The organism is Brevundimonas sp. TWP2-3-4b1 (assembly GCF_049897665.1).
In the GTDB taxonomy this organism is placed as follows: domain Bacteria; phylum Pseudomonadota; class Alphaproteobacteria; order Caulobacterales; family Caulobacteraceae; genus Brevundimonas; species Brevundimonas subvibrioides_B.
In genome coordinates this window covers 1-20,869 of record NZ_JAFCWQ010000021.1, presented here as the reverse complement: position 1 = coordinate 20,869, position 20,869 = coordinate 1, and the positions used below count along the sequence as shown (strand labels likewise).

At 66.8% G+C, this 20,869-nt stretch carries 23 protein-coding genes and 1 tRNA gene; 6 read left to right on the top strand and 18 right to left on the bottom strand.

What is annotated here, in order from left to right; genetic code table 11:
* Positions 1–41 precede the first annotated feature (41 nt).
* From ACP7A5_RS14380 to ACP7A5_RS14370, 3 genes are all read left to right on the top strand, one after another.
* The gene (locus tag ACP7A5_RS14380; RefSeq protein ID WP_426042554.1) at positions 42–422 is read left to right on the top strand and encodes a hypothetical protein; all 381 of its coding nucleotides are present in this window, start codon (positions 42–44) and stop codon (positions 420–422) included.
* Positions 423–510: 88 nt separating this feature from the next.
* On the top strand, positions 511–942 hold the full coding sequence (locus tag ACP7A5_RS14375; protein WP_426042553.1) for a hypothetical protein: 432 nt from the start codon (positions 511–513) through the stop codon (positions 940–942).
* Between the two features lie 60 nt (positions 943–1,002).
* Positions 1,003–1,638 carry a S24 family peptidase gene (locus ACP7A5_RS14370; protein ID WP_426042552.1) on the top strand — a complete coding sequence of 212 codons (636 nt, stop codon included), beginning with the start codon at positions 1,003–1,005 and terminating at the stop codon, positions 1,636–1,638.
* Between the two features lie 205 nt (positions 1,639–1,843).
* On the opposite strand, the gene ACP7A5_RS14365 is transcribed toward ACP7A5_RS14370, so the two are convergent.
* The 6 genes from ACP7A5_RS14365 to ACP7A5_RS14340 form a co-directional block, all read right to left on the bottom strand.
* Positions 1,844–2,323 (bottom strand): SH3 domain-containing protein, encoded by a 480-nt coding sequence (locus ACP7A5_RS14365; RefSeq protein WP_426042551.1) that lies wholly within the window; start codon positions 2,321–2,323, stop codon positions 1,844–1,846.
* A gap of 116 nt (positions 2,324–2,439) precedes the next feature.
* Positions 2,440–4,110 (bottom strand): lysine--tRNA ligase, encoded by a 1,671-nt coding sequence (locus tag ACP7A5_RS14360; RefSeq protein WP_426042550.1) that lies wholly within the window; start codon positions 4,108–4,110, stop codon positions 2,440–2,442.
* 71 nt (positions 4,111–4,181) lie between these two features.
* Complete coding sequence (locus ACP7A5_RS14355) at positions 4,182–5,270, bottom strand: sensor histidine kinase (protein ID WP_426042549.1); 1,089 nt, start codon at positions 5,268–5,270, stop codon at positions 4,182–4,184.
* Between the two features lie 111 nt (positions 5,271–5,381).
* Entirely contained in the window at positions 5,382–5,816 is a 435-nt protein-coding gene (locus ACP7A5_RS14350; protein WP_426042548.1) for a hypothetical protein, read from the bottom strand.
* Positions 5,817–5,834: 18 nt separating this feature from the next.
* The gene (locus ACP7A5_RS14345) at positions 5,835–6,965 is read right to left on the bottom strand and encodes an amidoligase family protein (protein WP_426042587.1); all 1,131 of its coding nucleotides are present in this window, start codon (positions 6,963–6,965) and stop codon (positions 5,835–5,837) included.
* A 187-nt stretch (positions 6,966–7,152) separates the two neighbouring features.
* Complete coding sequence (locus ACP7A5_RS14340) at positions 7,153–7,566, bottom strand: hypothetical protein (protein WP_426042547.1); 414 nt, start codon at positions 7,564–7,566, stop codon at positions 7,153–7,155.
* A 97-nt stretch (positions 7,567–7,663) separates the two neighbouring features.
* On the opposite strand from ACP7A5_RS14340, the gene queA reads away from it, so the two are divergent.
* Entirely contained in the window at positions 7,664–8,767 is a 1,104-nt protein-coding gene (queA, locus tag ACP7A5_RS14335; RefSeq protein WP_426042546.1) for a tRNA preQ1(34) S-adenosylmethionine ribosyltransferase-isomerase QueA, read from the top strand.
* Positions 8,768–8,842: 75 nt separating this feature from the next.
* Positions 8,843–10,804, top strand: coding sequence for a M61 family metallopeptidase (locus ACP7A5_RS14330; protein WP_426042545.1), 1,962 nt, complete (start codon positions 8,843–8,845; stop codon positions 10,802–10,804).
* A gap of 48 nt (positions 10,805–10,852) precedes the next feature.
* Here ACP7A5_RS14330 and ACP7A5_RS14325 read toward each other — a convergent pair whose 3' ends face one another.
* From ACP7A5_RS14325 to ACP7A5_RS14280, 10 genes are all read right to left on the bottom strand, one after another.
* The gene (locus ACP7A5_RS14325; RefSeq protein WP_426042544.1) at positions 10,853–11,536 is read right to left on the bottom strand and encodes a type 1 glutamine amidotransferase domain-containing protein; all 684 of its coding nucleotides are present in this window, start codon (positions 11,534–11,536) and stop codon (positions 10,853–10,855) included.
* A 132-nt stretch (positions 11,537–11,668) separates the two neighbouring features.
* Positions 11,669–12,052 (bottom strand): 50S ribosomal protein L7/L12, encoded by a 384-nt coding sequence (gene rplL, locus ACP7A5_RS14320; protein ID WP_426042543.1) that lies wholly within the window; start codon positions 12,050–12,052, stop codon positions 11,669–11,671.
* A gap of 77 nt (positions 12,053–12,129) precedes the next feature.
* On the bottom strand, positions 12,130–12,645 hold the full coding sequence (gene rplJ, locus ACP7A5_RS14315; RefSeq protein WP_426042542.1) for a 50S ribosomal protein L10: 516 nt from the start codon (positions 12,643–12,645) through the stop codon (positions 12,130–12,132).
* A gap of 352 nt (positions 12,646–12,997) precedes the next feature.
* On the bottom strand, positions 12,998–13,687 hold the full coding sequence (gene rplA, locus ACP7A5_RS14310; protein ID WP_426042541.1) for a 50S ribosomal protein L1: 690 nt from the start codon (positions 13,685–13,687) through the stop codon (positions 12,998–13,000).
* Between the two features lie 2 nt (positions 13,688–13,689).
* Complete coding sequence (gene rplK / locus ACP7A5_RS14305) at positions 13,690–14,121, bottom strand: 50S ribosomal protein L11 (RefSeq protein WP_298163331.1); 432 nt, start codon at positions 14,119–14,121, stop codon at positions 13,690–13,692.
* A gap of 315 nt (positions 14,122–14,436) precedes the next feature.
* Positions 14,437–15,018, bottom strand: coding sequence for a transcription termination/antitermination protein NusG (nusG, locus tag ACP7A5_RS14300; RefSeq protein WP_425989468.1), 582 nt, complete (start codon positions 15,016–15,018; stop codon positions 14,437–14,439).
* Between the two features lie 22 nt (positions 15,019–15,040).
* Complete coding sequence (secE, locus tag ACP7A5_RS14295; RefSeq protein WP_426042540.1) at positions 15,041–15,358, bottom strand: preprotein translocase subunit SecE; 318 nt, start codon at positions 15,356–15,358, stop codon at positions 15,041–15,043.
* A gap of 79 nt (positions 15,359–15,437) precedes the next feature.
* Positions 15,438–15,513: transfer RNA gene (locus ACP7A5_RS14290), tRNA-Trp, on the bottom strand.
* 228 nt (positions 15,514–15,741) lie between these two features.
* Complete coding sequence (locus ACP7A5_RS14285; protein WP_426042539.1) at positions 15,742–17,076, bottom strand: hemolysin family protein; 1,335 nt, start codon at positions 17,074–17,076, stop codon at positions 15,742–15,744.
* A 99-nt stretch (positions 17,077–17,175) separates the two neighbouring features.
* Positions 17,176–17,298 (bottom strand): hypothetical protein, encoded by a 123-nt coding sequence (locus ACP7A5_RS14280; protein WP_271083693.1) that lies wholly within the window; start codon positions 17,296–17,298, stop codon positions 17,176–17,178.
* Positions 17,299–17,439: 141 nt separating this feature from the next.
* On the opposite strand from ACP7A5_RS14280, the gene ACP7A5_RS14275 reads away from it, so the two are divergent.
* A complete protein-coding gene (locus ACP7A5_RS14275; protein ID WP_426042538.1) occupies positions 17,440–18,531 on the top strand; it encodes a L,D-transpeptidase family protein in 1,092 nt (363 codons plus the stop codon).
* On the opposite strand, the gene ACP7A5_RS14270 is transcribed toward ACP7A5_RS14275, so the two are convergent.
* Entirely contained in the window at positions 18,524–20,179 is a 1,656-nt protein-coding gene (locus tag ACP7A5_RS14270; protein WP_426042537.1) for a carboxylesterase/lipase family protein, read from the bottom strand. The two genes, ACP7A5_RS14275 and ACP7A5_RS14270, sit on opposite strands and share 8 nt — an antisense overlap.
* Positions 20,180–20,193: 14 nt before the next feature.
* Positions 20,194–20,538 (bottom strand): glycine zipper 2TM domain-containing protein, encoded by a 345-nt coding sequence (locus tag ACP7A5_RS14265; protein ID WP_426042536.1) that lies wholly within the window; start codon positions 20,536–20,538, stop codon positions 20,194–20,196.
* Between the last annotated feature and the right edge of the window lie 331 nt (positions 20,539–20,869).

Here is a 20,869-nt window from a genome sequence, read left to right as displayed (position 1 = left end):
AACGCTACCTTTAATATTGTAACTTTTTGGAAGGGGCTAACATGGATCGGACTGAAGTCGTCGCCAGCATTGCTGGAGATCTCTACGCTACGGAATGCGCGGTTGACGCCGCGATCACCTCGGCCACCACGCTCGTTCAGTCCATGATCGGCGCCCGGACCCTGCTCAAGGCGTCGCCGGTCGCCGGTGCCGTGTCGCAAGCCAAGGCCATCGAGGCCATCGCCGCCCTGTCCGCTGCTCGCGACGCCGTCGTGGCCTGCCACGCCGAACTCGCCAAGGATCACCGTCGCATGGGCTATGGCGTCTATGCGGTCGGCCCGATGGACAAGCCGGACAGCGACGACTGGGGCCAAGGCGTACCGCCGCCTCCGCCGCTGGTCGAGCAACAGCTGCGCACCATCCGGCCCGTCCGCGTCGCGTGAATTCGGGTTAATGTCGAGGACTCCGGTTTTCGCCTAGCCAGACTTGAAGCATGATCGCCCCCGCGTCCTTCGACGCGGGGGCGATTCAATGTTAGACACCCTGTATTCGCAGATCGGCCTGCTGCCGATGGTGCTGGTCGGCATCTTCGCCTTCACCAAGGGCGACGAGCCTGAACGACTGGCCATGGGCGCCTATCTGCTGGGCTGGATGGCCGGGCTGCTTCTCCAGGACAACCAGGGCTTGCAATCCGACTGGCAGCCGGGAATGTTCGCCTTGGATGTCGTCATGCTGCTCGTTCTTGGAGGGCTCGCATGGAAGTTCCATCGCAACTGGCCGATCTGGGCGGCCTCGCTGCAACTCATCATCGTCATGAGCCACCTGGTGATCCTGTTCGACATGCGCACAGGGATCATGTCCTTCTACACGATCGTGAATCTGGCCGGTTACGGCATCCTCATCGCCATCGGGCTGGGCACCTTCTGGGCCTGGCAGGAGCGCCGCGCGGCGGGGCTGGAATAGAGGGCTGGAATAGGTCGATATTCCTAGCTATCCTGTCCGCCGAATCATACGGCGGACCCCATGCCCCTTTCCCATGCCCGGCTCTGGGCCACGCTCGACATGCTCGCGCAACGCGCGGGCATCTCCGTCTCCGCCCTCGCCCGGCGCGCGGGCCTGGACGCGACCTCCTTCAACCCCTCCAAACGCTTCGGACCGGGCCAGCCGAGCCGCCCTCGCTGGCCTTCGACCGAGAGCCTGACCAAGGTTCTGGACGTCGTCGGGATGTCGCTGGCGGAGTTCGCCGAACTCGCCGAGGGCGATGATCGGCGCGCGCCGACCATTCCCCTGCTCGGCCTGGCCCAGGCAGGGGCGGACGGCTTCTTCGACGATGCGGGCCTGCCGACCGGCGAAGGGTGGGACCAGACCGACCTGCCCCTGCCCCGCCCGTCCGTGTTCAGCCTGCAGATCTCCGGCGACTCCATGGCCCCGCTTTATCGCCAGGGCGACCGGGTTCTGGTCGACCGGGATCGAACCGATGTCCGCAAGGGCGACCGGGTCGTGGTGCGCACCGCGACAGGCGAGACGATGGCCAAGGAGGTCACCTCGCTGACGGCCAGGTCGGTCACCCTGGCCTCCATCAACCCTGCCTACGAACCCCGCGTCATCCCACGCAAGGAGATCGACTGGATCGCCCGCATCCTCTGGGTCAGCCAGTAGGCTACGCCTCTTTCGTCATCCTCCGCCGCCGGGCGACCGGCGGACCCGGACCCGGACGCGTGCGCGAGCGTGACCCCGTCGCGGGCACGGTTTGCCCTGGGCAGATCGCCTGCGGCGCTGCGCGCCTTGCCGGAGGATGACGAAAGAAAGGGCCGCCCCTTTCGGGACGGCCCTGACTTCATTCACGCTGTTGGCGCGTCAGCCCTCAGTAAGGCTGGACGTAGTTCGCGTTCACCCAGCCGCCACCGGCGATCTGCACCCACTCACCCTGCGACCCGACGGCCGTGAAGGGCTGGCCCGCCGACAGGGAGCCGGCCTGGCGATAGCTGGTGCCCGGACCCGAGCGGATGCGCAGGTTGGACGAGGCGCGGTACTGTGCGCCGCTGGAGCTGCCCTGGCTGTTGGCGCGGGCGCGTTGCTGGTTGCAGCCGATGTAGGAACCGGCCGCGGCGCCGGCGCCGGCGCCGGCCACGGCCCCGAGGGTCCGCTCGTTGCTGGAAATACGGCTGCCGGCCAGGGCCCCGAGGACGCCGCCGATCACGGCGCCGACCTGTTGGCGACCGCCGGGGGCGTCACAGCTGGTCACGCCGTTGGACTGCTGGGCCTGGGCGGCCATGGGGGCAGCCGAAACGAGCGCGGCCAGGGCAGCGGCGGCCATCAGGCCGGTATTGAGGATCTTCGACATGGCTCTCTCCATTTATCGAGGTTGGTCGATGGAAGCAGAATGCCTGACCCCACATGAAGGCTCCCGGAGCTTCACCGTTATTTTCGGTTCATCCAATCCTCCCCAAGGGGGAGGACCTATCCCGCCAGTTCCCCGTTGGCCCCGGCCTCGATCAGCCGGACCGTCTGCGGTAGGCCGTAGATCGCCGCGAACGAGCCGAAGCGCGGCCCCTGCGATGCGCCCAGAAGCACCTCATACAGCGCACCGAACCAGCCGCGCAGGGGTTCGAACGCGTGCGCCTTGCCCACGGCATAGACCTCGCCCTGGATCAGCTCGCCGTCGGTCGTGTCGGCGGGCAGGCCCTTCAGCCGCCCGGCCAGGTCCAGCAGCGCCGCCTTTTCCCTGTCGTCGGGCAGCCGGTACCACTTCGTCGGCTTCACGAAGTCCTCGTAGTAGTTGAGCGCCCGGTCCATCAGCCCGTCCAGCACCGGCTCATTCTCGGGCGTCGCGGCGGGCAGATATTTGGCGAAATAGGCCCACAGCTGCGCCTTGGACGACGCATTGGCCACGCCCACCAGGTTCAGCAGCAGGGCGAACGACACCGGCGAGGCGACCTTCGGCGGCGCGCCCGCATGGATCGCCCACACGGCGTTGTCGATCTGCTTGGCCGGCTCCTGCGTCCCATAGAGGTCGATGGCGCCCAGATAGTCGTCGATCGCGCGGGGAATCACGTTGAAATGCAACGACTTGGCTGATTTCGGCGACTGGAACATGTACCACGACAGGCTCTCGGGCGTGCCGTAGCGCAGCCACTGGTCCATGGTCAGGCCGTTGCCCTTGGACTTGGAAATCTTCTTGCCCTCGACGTCGAGGAAGAGCTCGTAGTTGAACCCCTCCGGCGGAACCCCGCCCAGCGCCCGACAGACCTTGGACGACTCGCGCACGCTCTCGATCAGGTCCTTGCCCGACATCTCGTAGTCGACGTCCAGCGCGGTCCAGCGCATGGCCCAGTCCGGCTTCCACTGCAGCTTCACATGGCCGCCGGTGACCGGCAGCTCGGTGCGCCCGCCCGCCGGGTCGTCGAAGACGATGGTCCCTTTTTCGACGTTCCGCTCCAGCGTCGGCACCTGCAACACATGGCCGGTGATCGGGCTGACCGGGAGGAAGGGCGAATAGGTCGCAGCTCTCTCCGGGCCCAGTGTCGGCAGCATGATGGCCTGAACCGCGTCGAACCGCTCCAGCAGCCTGAGCAGGGTCTCGTCGAACCGCCCCGACCTGTAGGTCTCGGTCGAGGACATGAACTCGTAGTCGAAGCCGAACCCGTCGAGGAACGCCCGCAGCCGCGCATTGTTGTGGGCGCCGAAACTGTCGTGCGTCCCGAACGGATCTCGCGCCCGCGTCAGCGACAGATGCAGGTCCTCGCGCAGCATCTCCGGATTCGGCACCCCCTCGGGGACTTTCCGAAGCCCATCCATGTCGTCCGAAAACGCGATCAGCCGCGTCGCCCAGTGATCCCCGGTCAGCGCCCGAAAGGCGTTGCGCACCATCGTCGTGCGCGCCACCTCGCCGAACGTCCCCATGTGGGGAAGGCCCGACGGACCATACCCGGTTTCCAGCACCACGGGCCGTTGCAGCGCCTCGAATGTGGCCACGGCCTCGTCCGCCTTGCCGGCGTCGATCAGCAGTTTCGCCGCGACACGATCCGCAGCCGACAGCCGCTTCTTCAGCACGTGGTCCAGCAGGGCGCGGGCCTGTTCGAAGGGCCAGGACCTGGCTTCGCGGGCGAGGTTTTCAAGGTTCTGCAGCATGGGGCGGGGTTTGCAGGGTCAGAGGCCTGGGGTCAACGTCCTGCTTCCCCCATGCGCGAGCCCCGTCAGGGTCACGGGAAGGTCAGCTTGAAACGGGCGCCATTGCCCGCGTCCTTCTGCCCGCAGGCAAGCGTGCCGCCGAGTTGCGACGTCAGACTGACGACCACCTTCATCCCGAGGCCTGTGCTGGTGCGCGGATCAAATGTTTCCGGCAACGGCGGCCCGTCGTTCGATACGCAGAGGTCGTACACGCCATCGACGCAGCGATACTCGATTGCGATGTCGCCCTCGCCATATTTGGCCGCGTTCGTAATCAGTTCATTGGCGATCAGTCCGAGCGATTGCACCGCCGCCGAGGGCAAGGGCGCTTCTGCGCCCTCGACGTTGATAGGGCGGTCCAGAGCGTTTGACAGATCGGCGCAGAGTCGGCGCAGGAAGGCCAGAGCGTCAATGTCCGGGCCTGCCCCGGCATAGAAATTGCGATGAATCTGGGCCACGGTCGCGACCCGGTTGGCGGCGATCAGTAACTGAGCCGAGCCGTCCATCAATCCTGCGCCCCGGCTTTGCATTGTCAGAAGCGACGAGACGAACTGCAGGCTGTTGGCCACGCGATGGTCAATCTCGCGCGACATCAGATCAGCATGCGCGGCCGCATGCCGCGACGCGCGTCTGAGCTCCATCTGATCCATGACGACCGAGGCCAGGTCGGTCAGGTCGGCCATGGCCGCCTCGTCGAGTTCTCGAGGCTCGAAATCGAGCACGCACAGGGTCCCGAGATTGAAGCCGTCATGGGTGGTCAGCGGCGCGGCGGCATAGAAGCGCAGTCCGAAGTCACCCGCGACCAATGGATTGGCGAGTGACCGGGGATCCAGCGAGGCGTCGGTCAACGCATAGGTCGCAGTGGACATGATTGCAGACGAACAAAGGCCGGGCAGGCGATCGATCTCGGTGACGTCCAGCCCGTGGTGCGATTTGAACCAGATGCGGTCGGTGTCGACGATGCTGATAATTGCGATCGGCGTCTTGAACCTGCGGGCTGCGATGGCGGCCAGACGATCGAACGAGCCGTCCGGCGGTGTATCGAGAATGTCGTAGCGCTTTACGGCGTCGAGGCGCAGCGCCTCGCGGTTTTCTTCGGTCGCATCGATGGGGACAGACATTCAACCACTCGGATCGCCGAGGGCCACCTATCGCGCACCGGGTACAAATCCGCAAACTGGTAGAATCCTGATCAACAATGGATGACGGGTCGAACCCGGCCGTCGAAGCGATCAGTATCCCAACCCGTTCCGGACCTGTTGCTCGCGGCCGTTGGTGAACAGGTCGGCGGCCTTCAGCTTGGCCTCATAGGGATCCGAGAAGCCCCAGGTGCGCGCCAGCACCTGGGCGTCCGAATAGGACAGGCCCGTGTCTTCCCATTCGCAGATATTGCCGTCGTTGCGGCTTTCCCGCAGCACGACCGGCACGTTCGTGCCGATGCCGTTGAGAATCTTCTGGCCGATGATGACCTTGCCGCCGACAGCGTCCTGGCCGTAGAGGGCGCCCACCAGCCTGGCGTCACAATAGTTGTAGCGCGACGAGAAGAAGGCGTCGTACTCGCGCTGCTGGGGCATGGCCTGCGCCGGTTGTCCGAACACCACCAGGGCGACGGCGCTCGACATCAGGAGAGCAGCGGACAGGCAGCGGGCGCGATGGGTATTGGTCATGGTCGGTCCCCGAAAATATCAGCCCTGACTATACGGGTTTCGCATCACGCCGATAGGTGTCGCTTCCTGACGAAGCCTGCCCAGCCAATGCACTCTGGCGTGTTCGTCGATCAGCGACCGGATCAGCAAATCGACCAGGGTTTCCGGCGTCGCCTCGCCCGGGTCGCGGTCCCGACACCAGCCCAGCACGCCCTCGAACAGTCCCGCGGCCGCCATCAGCGATGCGGTCTCCAGCTGCGCGGGCAGCACCCGCACCTCGACCGTGTGTTTCTCCGGCCGCCCGGTCAGAAGGTTGGTCAGGTTCAGGTCGCAGTATTTGCTCAACCCCACCCCGCCCAAAGCCGCCTTCGCCTGCGCCCAGTCCATGGCCCGGAACGCCTCGCTCCCGGTCAACCGGGCCAGCGCCGCCGGCCAGTCGCCCAGCCGCACGCAGCTTGGATTGACTCCGACCAGCCGCTTGAGCGCCTCGCCGTGACGGGTCCAGACCTCGACCAGCCCGGCCATCGCCGACGCCGAACACAGCGGCCCGCCGTCGAAATGGACATGGGTCGCGCCCTCGGCCGGAACGGTGAACCCCAACCGGCGCGCATCGGCCAGAAATCCCTCCAGCGTCGACTCATGATCCCTCTCGATCGGCGCGGTCACGATCTCGCAGGGACGCTCCCGCTCGCCGGGCAGGGGCGCGTCGATGGCGACCGACCGGCCGCGCTCGTCGACCACCCGCACCATCCCGGCCTCATGCCGCTGGGCCTCTGTGCCGAACAGGGCGGCCAGCGGTTTCAGTGTCTCGTCGCCCTGCGCCTCCGGATCGCAGTGCCGCTCGACCAGCCGCAACAGCCGCCCGTCGTCCGCCACGATCCGCCGCCACCCGGCCAGCGGCGCCCGTTCCCGGTCTAGATCGCGCTGCAGGGTCAGGTCGTCGACGAAGGACGCGACCCAGACGCCCCGTCCGTCCCGCACCCGGAACCCCGGCGTCAGGTTCTCGAACACCGGACGTCCCTCGACGGCGCTGGGCTCCGACTGCGGATGGAAGAAGCGCTCGACCGTTCCGCCGACCCGTGTGGCCACGGCCTGCGCCAGATCGCGCCGCGACAGGCCGGGCGGCGCCAAGAGCTCGATCTCGAAGCCGGTCTTCCAGTCCAGAGTCACGGCCAAGGCGAGGTCCCCAATCGGATCCAGCCTAGAGCAGGATCGGCTGAGGAGGAATCGCTTCGCGATTCCGCTGATGCCGTGCCTCCTGCTCCAGATATCAGCGAGAGCCTGATTAACGCTTTCGACAGAAGCGCGAAGCGCTTCCGTCTCAAACGATCAGGCTCTGGCAGCAAGCGCCCGTCTGTCAGCCCTCGGCTTCAGCCTCGGCGGCATCCGGCCGTGCGACGCCCGGAATGGCGACGCAGCGCTGCTGCGTGCCGCCGCCCGGCGCGGCTTCCACACGCGGCGCGATGGAGCTGACCGTGGTCCCGTCGGGCCCATAGGTGCCCAGGAACTGACACCCGGTCTGCAGGTCCGTCAGCACATAGACGCCCGGCTGATCGGTCGCCGTCTTCGAGAAGGTCGCCCCGACGGCCGCCAGCAGGGCGCCGCCGGGATTGTCGATGGCCTGTTGCACCTGGGCGGTGCGGGTGTTGACGGTCTCGAGTGTCGCCTCGGCCTTGGCGGCCGTGTCCTGAAGGTCCTGCAGGGCGGACGTGTCGCAGGCGGCGACGGACAGGGCCAGGACGGAGGCGGCGAGCAGAATCCGGATTTTCATCGTCACAGTATGACCGGGCCAACGGCTCGGGTCGCCCGGACACAAGGTCGCCCCCGCACTTGACCCCGCCTCGCCCCCGTGGCCATTCGCGCCGACCATGAAAACCGCCGACTTCGACTTCGACCTGCCCGAGGACCGCATCGCCCTGCGGCCCGCCGAACCGCGCGATTCCGCCCGCCTGCTGGTGGTGAAGGACGGCGCCCTCGCCGACCACCTCGTCTCCGACCTGCCCGACTTCCTGCGTCCCGGCGACGCCCTGGTCTTCAACGACACCCGCGTCATTTCCGCCCGCCTCTCCGGCGTGCGCCAGCGCCCCAACCCTGTGATCGGGGGCCCGGAAGGCGAGACCCTGACCGTCGAGGTCGAGGCCAACCTGCACCACCGCGACGCCCCCGACGCCTGGTCCGCCTTCATGAAGCCGGGCAAGCGGATCAAGCCCGGCGACCGGGTGCGGTTCGGGGCTCACGGCGACGCCGCCTGCGCCCTCGGTCGTCTCGACGCCACGGTCACCGGCAAGCAGGAAGACGGCCTCGTCGCCCTCAAATTCGACCTCTCCGGCCCCGCTCTGGACGACGCCATCCGCGACGTCGGCGTCATGCCCCTGCCGCCCTATATCGCCGCCAAACGGCCCGAGGACGACCGCGACCGTTCGGACTACCAGACCGTCTTTGCCGCGCACGACGGCTCCGTCGCTGCCCCCACGGCGGGCCTGCATTTCACCCCCGCCCTGCTCGACGCCATCCGCGCGAAGGGCGTCACGACCCACGCCGTCACCCTGCACGTCGGGGCCGGCACCTTCTTGCCCGTGAAGGCGGACGACACCGCCGACCACAAAATGCACTCCGAATGGGGCACGGTCCCGGCGGAGACCGCCGACGCCCTCAACGCCGTCCATGCCGCCGGCGGCCGCATCGTCTGCGTCGGCACCACCTCGCTGCGTCTGCTCGAATCCGCGACGACGCCGGAGGGCGTGATCCGGCCCTTCCACGGCGACACGGCCATCTTCATCACCCCCGGCTACCGCTTCCGCGCCGCCGACGTCCTGATGACCAATTTCCACCTGCCGAAGTCGACCCTGTTCATGCTGGTGAGCGCCTTTGCGGGCCTCGAGACCATGAAGGCCGCCTACGCCCACGCCGTGGCCGACGGCTATCGCTTCTATTCCTACGGCGACGGCTCTCTGCTTCACAGAGAAGCATAAGGACGGGCAACCCTTGACCTGAGATCGCCCCCGGCGTGATCTGCGGCTTCCCCGCCGTCAGTCCCGGATCAGCCCATGTCGCGTCTCGCCGTCTCCGCCTGCCTCGCCGCCCTTCTGATCGCGAGCGCCTCGCCCGGAGCGGCCCAGACGGCGGGTCCGACCACCCCCGACATCGGCGGCTTCCCCGACAGCCCCCAGATCCCGGCCCCCACGCAGGAAACCTATCCCGGCGTCATCCGCTACGAGGTCGACGCCACCGACCTGGACCACCGCGTCATCTCCGTGCGTCAGACGATCCCGGTCGCCAGCCGCAGCCTGACCCTGCTCTATCCGAAATACCTGCCGGGCAACCATGCCGACTCCGGTCCGATCCAGCTGTTCGCCGGCCTGACCATCACCGCCAATGGCCAGCGCGTCGAATGGCGCCGCGACGCCGTCGATCCCTACGCCTTCCACATCGACGTGCCCGAGGGCGCGACCGAGATCGTCACCGAGTTCCAGTGGCTGACCCAGGCCGACAACGCCAACTGGCGCGTGGTCATGACCCCGTCGATCGTCAACATGGAGTGGGAGAAGGCCCTGCTCTACCCGGCCGGCTACCGCTCGACCGGCATCACCTTCGCCCCCAGTATCAAGCTGCCCGAGGGCTGGAACTATGGCGTGGCCCTGGAAACCACCTCGTTCGAGAATGGCGTCGCCACCTTCGCCCCCGTCGATCTCTACACCCTGGTCGACAGCCCGATGTTCGCGGGTCAGCACTATCGCCGCATCGACATCGACGCCGACGGCGAGGACGTCCACCTGAACATCGTCGCCGACACCGCCGCCAACCTCGCCCCCACCGACGAACAGATCCAGATCTATACCGACATGGTGACCCAGGCCGACCGCCTCTACGGCTCGCGCCACTATGATCGCTATGAGTTCCTGCTGGCCCTGACCGATCAGCTGGGCGGTATCGGCCTGGAGCATCATCGCTCGTCCGAGAACACAGCCTCGCCCGACTATTTCACCAGCTGGGGCAAGTCGGCAGGCAACCGCGCCCTGCTGCCGCACGAATACACCCACTCCTGGAACGGCAAGTTCATGCGGCCCGCCGACGAGCTGACCGCCAACTACAACGTCCCGACCGAGAACAGCCTGTTGTGGGTCTATGAGGGCCAGACCGAATACTGGGGCGACGTCCTGTCGGCCCGCTCCGGCCTGCATACAAGGGCCCAGGCCCTGATCGGCCTGGCCGACCGCGCCGCCTTCTACGAGAACCAGCCGGGCCGCGAATGGCGGAACCTGCAGGACACCAACAACCACAACCTGCTGGGCTATCGCATCCCCGGCCAGTGGCCGTCATGGATGCGCGGCACCGGCGACTACTATGACGAAGCCGCCCTGATCTGGCTGGACGCCGACACCCTGATCCGCGAGCTCAGCCGAGACCGCAAGTCGCTCGACGACTTCGCCCGCACCTTCTTCTCGCCCGAGGGCACGGATGGGTCGTGGACCCCGCGCGGCTACACCTTCGCCGACGTGGTCGCCGCCCTGAACGCGGTCCAGCCCCATGACTGGGCGACCTTCCTGCGCACCCGTCTGGACGCCGCCGGCCCCGATGCCCGCGCGCCGCTGGAGGGTCAGGAGCGGGGCGGCTATCGCCTGACCTATGTCGAGGAGCCCAACGCCGACGAGAAGGCCATGTCCTCCAGCTGGGGCTCGGACTTCCGCTATTCTCTGGGCTTCAGCCTGGCGGGCCCGACCCAGCGTATCTCCGCCATCCAGTGGGGCGGGCCGGCGTTCGAGGCCGGCATCGGCGCCGGCTGGGACCTGATCGCCGTCGGCGACCGCGTCGCCACGCCCGAGGTCCTGCGCGAGGCCGTCACCGCCGCCAAGACCAGCGAGGCCCCCATTCGCCTGATCCTGAAGAACGGCCAGCGCATCCGCACCCTCGACCTCGCCTACACGGGCGGCCTGCGCTACCCGCGTCTGGAGCGGATCGAGGGCACGCGCGACCGCATCGGCGAGATCATGACGGCGCGGGGGCGCTGACCTGACTTTCCCTCCCCATCCGCAGGAGCCGATGGGGAGGGATCGGGTCTACGATGCCTTCAGCAGGCCCAGCATGGCCTCGGCGGCTTCCCGCGACGAGCCGGGGTTCTGTCCGGTCACCAGCTTGCCGTCGACCACCACATAGGAGCCCCAGTCCGGCCCTTTGGAGTAGTCGCCGCCGTTGGCGATCAGGACGTTTTCGACGAGGAACGGAACAATCCCGGTCAGGCCCACAGCCTCTTCCTCGGTGTTGGTAAAGCCGGTCACCCGGCGCCCATCGACCAGCGGCTTGCCGTCCGGCCCGTTAACGGACTTCAGCGCGCCCGGCGCGTGGCAGACGAATCCGGTCGGCTTGTCAGCCTTGGCGAAGGACTCGATCAGGGCGATGGAGTCCCTGTCATTGGCCAGATCCCACAGCGGCCCGTGCCCGCCCGGATAGAAGACGGCATCGAAATCCTCGGCCTTCACCGACGACAGTTCAACCGTGCTCGCCAACGCCGCCTGCGCGGCCGGATCAGCCTTAAACCGGTGAGTGTCCTCGCTCTGGGCGTCGGGTTCGTCGCTCTTGGGATCCAGCGGCGGCTGACCGCCCTTGGGCGAGGCCAGCACGATCTCTGCTCCGGCGTCCTTCAGCGCATAGTAGGGCGCCGCGAACTCCTCGAGCCAGAAGCCGGTCTTCTTGCCGGTGTCGCCGAGCTGGTCGTGCGAGGTCAGCACCATCAGAATGTTCATGGCGGTCGGCTCCGTGGATCAATGAGAATGAACCAGGTCTGACGCTGGTAGTGCCGGAACGCAGAAAAGGCCCGGCGGTTTCCCGCCGGGCCTTCCAAAGATCCTCTCGACCCGAAGGTCGCGACGGTCTTCTTACTTGATCTGCACCTTGGCGCCGGCTTCCGTCAGCTTCTTGGCGACTTCGTCGGCGACTTGCTTGGAGACGTTCTCGACGACGGGCAGCGGAGCGCCTTCGACCAGGTCCTTGGCTTCCTTCAGACCCAGGTCCGAACGCACGCCACGGACTTCCTTGATCACGTTGATCTTCTTGTCGCCGCCGTCCAGCAGCATGACGGTGAATTCGGTCTGCTCTTCGGCGGCTTCAGCCGGAGCAGCGGCGGCGCCACCAGCGGCGGCCATGGCGACCGGAGCAGCGGCGGAAACGCCCCACTTTTCTTCCAGCAGCTTGGACAGTTCGGCGGCTTCGAGGACGGTCAGCTTGGACAGGTCTTCGACGATCTTGGACAGGTCGGTCATGGTCAATTTTCCTTCGGAGGATTGGGTTCAGTAGAGATTTGCAGAGATGGAAGCGGCTTGTTCCGTAAGCCTGGGGCTTACGCGGCGTCCTTGGTGGCGTACGCGTTGAACACGCGGGCCAGCTGGGCGGCCGGCGCCTGAACGACGCCGGCGATACGGGTCGCAGGCGTGTTGAGCAGGCCGAGGAACGATGCGCGGATCTGATCCAGCGACGGCAGTTTGGAGAGGATCTCCACGCCCTTCGCGTCCAGAATCTTGTCACCCATGAAGCCGCCCAGGACGACGAACTTGTCGTTGCCCTTGGCGTATTCGGCGGTGACCTTGGCGGCGGTCACGGCGTCGGGTGCGAAGGCGATGCCCACCGGACCCTTGAACAGGGCATGGTGTTCGGAACCTTCAGCGGCGTCGAGAGCCTTCAGCGCCAGGCGATTCTTGACCACCTTGAACGCTCCGCCCGCGGTGCGCAGACGGCCCCGCAGGTCTTCCATTTCCGCAACGGTCAGACCCAGGTTGTGGGTCACGACCACGGCGCCGGCGTCGGTGAAAACGCCCTTCAGCGTTTCGATCGACTCGGCCTTTTGTGCGCGGTCCATTGCGGTCTCCAGTCTTGAGGTTCGACGCCGGGCTTATTCCCGACGGCGAGAGGCCAAAGCCCAATGCGTCGCCGCATTGCGTTCAGGCCGGTAGCGATGTCCGAAAGGATGCTCTGACGGGGTTTCGTCCCGGAAACCGGGCCGACCGTTCGTCGTCTGCGTCGCTATCTCCCCACGGCGTCAGAGGGCTCTCTGACATTTATGGCTTGGGTGACCCCCAGACCCCGAAGTTCTCGGACAGGACCGGGAAAGGCAGAACCCATCCCGGGAAGCGGCGCTCTTAGCGAACCCCGCTCGAAAAGGCAACGGGCGACGATCCGAAGATCGTCGCCCGTGTTCCGATAGTCTCTGATCAGGCCGTCAGCGAGGCCGGATCGATCTTCACGCCCGGACCCATGGTCGAGGACAGGGTGATCCGCTTGACGTAGGTGCCCTTGGCGCCGGCCGGCTTGGCGCGGTTCAGCGCGTCCACATAGGCCTTCACGTTGGCTTCGAGGGCTTCCTGGGTGAAGGAGGCCTTGCCGATGCCGCCGTGGGCGATACCGGCCTTCTCGACGCGGAACTCGACCGCGCCGCCCTTGGCGTCCTTGACGGCCTGGGCGACGTTCGGGGTCACGGTGCCGACCTTGGGGTTGGGCATCAGGCCGCGGGGGCCCAGCACCTTACCCAGACGGCCGACCAGGGCCATCATGTCCGGCGACGCGATGACGCGGTCGAAGTCCATGAAGCCGCCGTTGATCTTCTCGTACAGATCCTCGGCGCCGACGTGTTCGGCTCCAGCGGCGCGGGCCTCATCGGCCTTGGCGTCCTTGGCGAAGACGGCCACGCGAACGTCGCGGCCCGTGCCGGACGGCAGGTTCACGACGCCACGGACCTGCTGGTCGGCGTGACGGGGATCGACGCCCAGGTTGACGGCGATCTCGATCGACTCGTCGAACTTGGCGGTGGCGTGTTCCTTGACGGTCTTGATGGCGTCCGAGAACGGCATCAGGGCTTCACGGTCGACGGTCCACGCCTTGATGCGCTTGGCTTGGTTGCTCATGTTCAGCGCTCCACGATGTTGAGGCCGATGGCCTTGGCGGAACCTTCGATGATGCGCGCGGCGGCATCCAGATCGTTGGCGTTGAGGTCCTTCATCTTCTTCTCGGCGATCTCGCGCAGCTGGGTGCGGGTGATCGAACCGACCGTCTCGCGGCCCGTCAGCTTGGAGCCCGAGGTGATGCCCACGGCCTGCTTGATGTAGTGGGTGGCCGGCGGGGTCTTGGTGACGAAGGTGAACGACTTGTCCTGATAGACCGTGATCACGGTCGGCAGGGGGGTGCCTTTGACTTCCTTCTCGGTGCGCGCGTTGAACTCCTTGACGAAGCCCATGATGTTTACGCCGCGTTGACCCAGAGCGGGCCCGATCGGGGGGGAAGGCGTGGCCGAACCGGCCGGCACCTGCAGCTTGATATAGCCCAGAATCTTCTTGGCCATTGGTCTCTCCTGTGAATGACCCCGAAGCTAATCGGGGCCGGTGAGCCGTGGTCGGGCATGGCTGCCTCCCACGGATTTATCCATTGCCCTTGGGCGAAGGAAGCGCGCGTGTAGCAGAGGCGGTGGCAGGAGTCACCTCCCTATCGCCGAGGCGATGGGGAGGACAGGTCGACGTCTTCGTCGACCAGGAGGGGGCGACCGGGTCTCGAAGCAGAGAATTGAAAAAGGGGCCACTCGGCATTACCGAGTCGCCCCCTCCTGATCGCTTCGCGATCTGTCCTCCCCATCCGCCTTCGCGGATAGGGAGGTGACGGCTTAAGCCGCGTTCTTCTCGACCTGGCTGTATTCCAGATCCACCGGCGTCGGGCGGCCGAAGATAGACACGGCGACGCGCAGGCGGGCGGCGTCCTCGTCGACGCTCTCCACCTGGCCGTCGAAGCTGGCAAACGGGCCGTCGATGACCTTGACGGTCTCGCCGATATCGAAACGGATCGTGGGCTTGGGACGTTCGACGCCCTCCTCCACCTGGCCGATGATGGCCTGGACCTCACGTTCCGAGACCGGCAGGGGCTTGGTGCCGCCCGCGGCGCCCAGGAAGCCCGTGACCTTCGGCGTGTCCTTGACCAGGTGATAGGCGTCGTCGGTCAATTCCATCTTCACCAGCACATAGCCGGGGAAGAATTTGCGCTCGGAGTTGACCTTGCGGCCCCGGCGGATCTCGACGACATCCTCGGTCGGCACCAGAATTTCGGAGAAACACTCCACCAGGCCGCGCTGCTTGGCCTGGTCGCGGATGTGCTGGGCGACCTTCTTCTCGAAGTTCGAATAGGCGTGGACGATGTACCACTTGTGGCGCGGGTTCGAGGCCGGCTTGGTTTCGGGCGCTGCATCCGTCATGGGCGCGTCTCCTTCTTTTTCTTTATTGGCCGAGGGCGAGGATGTAGCGCGAGGCGAAGCCGAGGCCCGTGTCCACGATCCAGAAGAATGCCGCCGCGATGATCACCATGATGAAGACCATCACCGAGGTGATCCAGGTCTCCTTACGGCTCGGCCACACGATCTTTCGGGCTTCGGCGCGGACCTGGCTGGCGAACTGGGCCGGCGAGGTGCGCGGCTTGGCCACGGGCGCATCGACGGTGACCGTCGAGGCGGAGGCCGAAGCGCCGGCCATCTGCGGCTTGGCGCCGGCGGCAGGGTTGCCGGTGCGGCGTCCGCCGGGAAACTTGGACTTGGCCATGGGCTCTCGGAGTCTCTTCGTAAACGCTTGATCCTGTCCCCGCAGATGGGGATGCCCAGTCTGCGGGAACAGGGGGAAGTGGCAGGAGCTGGGGGATTCGAACCCACGACCCCCGGTTTTGGAGACCGGTGCTCTACCAGCTGAGCTAAGCTCCTAGACAATACAGAAGCGCGCCGTGGGAGAACCCAACGGCGCGTCTGCTCGCCAGACCGGGGGCTATGCCTGACGCGGCGGGGCATTTCAAGGCTAATCCGCCCCCATTGGGGGCGGTGGCTCGAAGCGGAGCAAAGAGACGGGGCGGGCCAGCCGCGAACTCGCTGTGTGAGGTCTGCCCCCTCCACCACTCCGTGGTTCCCCTCCCCCGATGGGGGAAGATTGATTCTTCAGTGATCCAGGTGGGCGGCGACCGCGTCGGCCTCGTCTTCCCGCTTCACGAGCTGTTTGAACATCAGCTTGTCGATGCGGCGGTCGTCCATGTCGATGACCTCGACCTCGAACCGGCCGAGTTGAAGCGTCTCGCCCTCGTCCGGCACGCGCGAGAGATGATGCAGCACAAGGCCGGCCACGGTGTGGAAGCCGTCCTGGTCGCCGAAATCCTCGCCCAGCACGTCGGCCAGCTCCTCCAGGTCGGTCTGGCCGTCCACCAGCCAGGTTCCGTCCTCGCGCTGGCGGATCCAGGCCTCCTGGTCATCGTGACCTTCGTCGAAGTCGCCTGCGATCATCTCCAGCAGGTCCGTCGCCGTCACCACGCCCTCGAAGGCGCCGTACTCGTCGACCAGGAAGGCCATGTGGACCTTGGACGACTTCATGATCTCCAGCGCCTTCAGCACCGAGGTCGATTGCGGGATGAAGGCCGGGGTCTGGACGTGCTTCTCGATGTTGAACTCGCCGTTGGTCAGAAGGCTGTCCAGCAGGTCCTTCTTGTGGACAACGCCCAACGGATTATCGACGTCGTTCTCGCGCGCCACGACGATGCGGGAATAGGGGCATTTGCGAACCTCCTCGCGCAGCTCCTTTTCGGTGTCGTCAAGGGCGACCCAGAACACCTCATGACGCGGCGTCATGGCCACGCGGATCGGGCGATCGCCCAGCGTCAGGATCTCCTCGATCATCGTCTGTTCTTCAGGCTCGATCAGACCGGCCGAGGTGCCCTCGGCGATCATGGTCTCAACCTCTTCCTGGGTGACGTCGGAGCCGTCTCGATCCTTGACCCCCATGATCTTGAGAATGCCCGAGGTCGAGGCGGTCAGCAGCACCACGAACGGATGCAAGACGATGGCCACGGTCGAGATCGGCGCGGCCATCTTGGCCGCGATCGTCTCGGGGAAGATCAGCGCCAGCCGCTTGGGCACCAGCTCGCCGACGATCAGCGAGACATAGGTGATGCAGATGACCACCAGCAGGGTGGAGAAGATCTCGGTATAGGCCGCCAGCGCCGGAAAGCTCGTTTCCAGAATCAGGTTCAGCTCGCCCGCGATCGCCGCCTGACCGAAGGCGCCGGCCAGAATGCCGATCAGGGTGATGCCGACCTGGACCGCCGACAGGAAATGGGTTGGATTTTCGGACAGCTTCAGCGCGGCCCGGGCGCCCCGGTCCCCGCGTTCGGCGCGGCTTTGCAGCTTGGATCGGCGGGATGAGACGACCGCCAGCTCGGTCATGGCGAACAGGCCGTTGAGCACCACAAGGAGCAGAACGACGACAATGGCGATAAGTAACATCTAGGGGGGGGAGAACCGGCGCGGCGCGACAGTCGGCGTCCGCTGTTCCAGCCTAGCCGAATTGGACCGGTTTCGCCACGATTTCCTTGAGCGGAGAGATCAGCGGGTTCGGCCGGCCTCGATCGACCCATAGGCGCCCGACTGGCCGCCCTCGACGGTCGCGCACGCGGAGACACCGATCAGGGTGCCGATGAACAGGCCGATCCGAAGTGCGCGTCGCATATAGTTACCAAAATCCTAACGTCCCGAACCGAACGTAGGCCTTGGTTCGAGGTTGCACGCAAGCCCCCGCCCCCGCCGGTTGTGCGGAACGGTAAACAGGCCTGCGGGTTGGCTAACTCCAGTCCGCCCGAGAGTTGATTCATGATCCGCCACTCCTTCGCCGTCGCCCTCCTCGCCTCCGTGTCCCTGGCCGCCTGCGGTGCGCCCGAGCCGGAGAGCCAGGCCCCAGCAGCGCCGACCGCGCCTACGGCTGGCGGCACGACCGGTCCCCTTTCCGCCCAGACCATCGAAACGGCCGTCTGGCAGGCGTCGTCTTCGGTTCCCGCCGCCCCCGCGACGCCGTCTCCGCAAGCCACCGCGCCCGGCGCCGACCCGTCCGGCCCCGCTACGTCCACCCCGCCTCGCCCTGAGGTCATCCGCGCCCAGATCCTCCTAGACCGCGCCCACTTCTCGCCCGGCGCCATTGACGGCCTCGGCGGCGAGAACACGCGCCAGGCCATCGCCGCCTTCGAGCAGGCCAACGGCCTGCCCTCCGACGGCGAGCTGGACGCCCAGGTCTTCGCCAGACTGACGCAGGACTCCGCGCCCGTCATGACGCGCTACGCCATCACTGCCGCCGACGTCGCCGGGCCGTTCCGTCCCGTGCCCACGTCTCTGGAGGACCAGGCGGCCTTGCCCGCCCTGAACTACGCCAGCGCCTTCGAGGGTCTCGCCGAGAAGTTCCACGTCACAGAGGCCCTGCTGTCGGCCCTCAACCCGGACGCCAATTTCGAGCAGGTGGGCGCGATCCTCGTGGTCCCCGCCGTCCCGGACCAACCCCTGGCCGCCGTCACCCGCATCGTGGTCGACAAGGACGACAGCGCTCTGCGGGCCTATGGCGCCGACGGAACCCTGCTGGCCTTCTACCCCGCCACCATCGGCTCCGGCGCCAGGCCCGCTCCGTCCGGGCGGCTCACTGTCGTCGGCGTCGCCAACGAGCCGGACTACACCTACGACCCGGAGCGGGTCAGCTATGACCGGGGCGACCGCAAGCTGGTGGTCCCGGCCGGTCCCAACAATCCGGTCGGCTCGGTCTGGATCGAACTGTCGCGCGACACCTATGGCATCCACGGCACGCCCGAGCCGTCGCAGATCGCCAAGACCGCCTCCAGCGGCTGCGTCCGCCTGACCAACTGGAGCGCCGAACAACTGGCCGCCGCGATCAAGCCAGGCGTCGAGGTGATCTTCAGCTAGGCTCGACCGCGCCCAGCGCCGTCCCGCCCCAGAAGCCGCAGTGATGCCGGTCGTGGAAGCTGGCGTCGACGCGATCGCCTTCGGGATGGAAGACCACGATCGGTCCACCGCCGTCGTTGACGCGCGGCCAGTCCTGCTCGAAGGCCGGATCGTGCCCGAACCCGGCCCACAGCCGCATCATCCTGTCCGACAAGGCCCGCTGCTCCGATGTCCACCGGCCCGTGTCGGCGAACAGCCAGCTCGTCCCGAACACATAGGCCAGTTCCGAGGCGTGATAGGCTCCCATGTCGAGGCCGCTGATCCAGTCGGGCAGCAGGAACGGCGCCTCGGCATCGGCGAACTCATAGCCATGCACCGGGACATGCCGGGCCAGCAGCCGCCTCAAGGCCTCCGCCGGGCACGAGAACCGGCTGTCGGTGAAGCTTTGAGCGATGGCGATCGCGGGACCGTCCGCACCCACCGGGTACCGCTCCAGCGCCCGCTCCCCGTCGGCGCCGTACAGCCAGACCGTCTCCTTCTGATAGCGGTCCATGTCCTTGACCTCGACGGCGAACAGCCGGCCTTCGTCCGTGTTCGTGCCCACGATCACCGGGACCTGGGTGAACCGGCCACTGGCGAAGGCGTCAGGCGGACTGATCGGCACGGTCGCGTCCGTATGCACCGGACCCCACGAGCCCGGCCCGTTGATCCCGGCTCGCAACGAGGGCGCCCGCGCGAGCCGCCAGGCGGGCAGCGCTCTCAGGCAGGCCACCTGTTCCTGCTCCGGACAGCCAAGGGCATCCGCGAACGGCGGCCCGCCCGGGGCCTGATCCTTGGCGGCGTTCAGCGACTGTGGCTCCAGGCACGGTCCGCTCTGCAGGATGACCCGATGGAACAGCCCCTCCGACCCGGGCGAGGCCATCAGATAACAGGCGCTCCATGCCCCCGAGCTCTCGGCGAACAGGGTCACGTCGCCCGGATCGCCGCTGAAGGCCCCGATGTTCTCATGCACCCAGCGCAGCGCCGCCTGCTGATCCATCAGACCCCAGTTGCCCCCCAGATTCCGGGCGCCGCCTTCGCCCTCGGCATCGAAGCCGGGATGGGCCAGCCAGCCGAGCGCGCCCAGCCGGAAGTTGACCGTGACCACAATCCGCTCCTGTTCGGCCGCCAGCCGTGACGGATCGTAGTTGGCCCCCGATCCGATCGTGAAGGCCCCGCCGTGCAGCCAGACCATCACCGGCAGCGGCCTTGAAGGATTGTCATCCCGAACCTGATCCGGGACGGGCCCGTACACATTCACGAACAGACAGTCCTCGGACCCGACGACCAGCCCGCCGCCGCCGCCGAGGATGGCCTTCCTCCCCAGGGCCTGAACGCAGTCGGACCCCAGCCGCGTCGCATCCCTGACGCGGTGCCACGGCTCCAGCGGTCGCGGTGCTCGCCAGCGCAGATTGCCGACCGGCGCCTTGGCATAGGGCACGCCAAGGAAGGCCCGGACCCCCGCCCCCTCGACGCCGCGCACCACGCCCGCCTCCGTCCGCGCCTCGACGAACGACCTGTCCGACGCGAACCGCACCTGATCGACCCCTCCCGGGTGTGTGACCACACAGCCGCCCAGGGCGAGCGCCATCACGGCGATCGCCGCCTGCCAGAACCCGAATCTCGTCATTCAGCCAGGCGGCCTCAGTAGTAGCCGTAGCTCCCGCGCCTCGGCACGCGATCATAGCCATAGCGACCGTCGCGATTATAGCCGCCGAAGCCATAGCCGCAGGGATCGTCCCGCTCCGACAACTGGTTGGCGAGCAGACCGCCCGCCAGCGCCCCGATCGCCGCGCCCCGCTCCCGGTCCCGCTCGCCCGCGATGGCCGCCCCGGCCAGAGCGCCCAGAGCCGCGCCGCTGGCGGTCGCATACCTCTGGTTCTCCGCATAGTCGCGTTCGCACTGTGAGGCGTAGTTGTCGGTTGTGGCGCAGGCGCCGGTCAACATCGTCACGGCCGACACGGCGGCCAGGGTCCAAATCGTTTTCATCGAGGGCTCCTTGAGGAAACACTCGTTCGCCAACGCCGGGCAGGAAGGCGCGTTCCGTCGCTGCTTCCTTCTCCCCTTGCGGGAGAAGGTGGCCGAGCGAAGTGAGGTCGGATGAGGGGTCACGCTGACGTTCGAGCTCAATGCTAGATCAGCCCACTCCAGCCGCCGGTGTGACCCCTCATCCGTCAGCCCCCCGATCAAGTCGGAGGGCTGCCACCTTCTCCCGCAGGGGGAGAAGGGCAAAGAAAAAGGCCCCGGATTGCTCCGGGGCCTCGTTCAGTCAGCCCATTCGGGCCGTCGTGTTGACTACTCGACGATCTTGGCGACGACG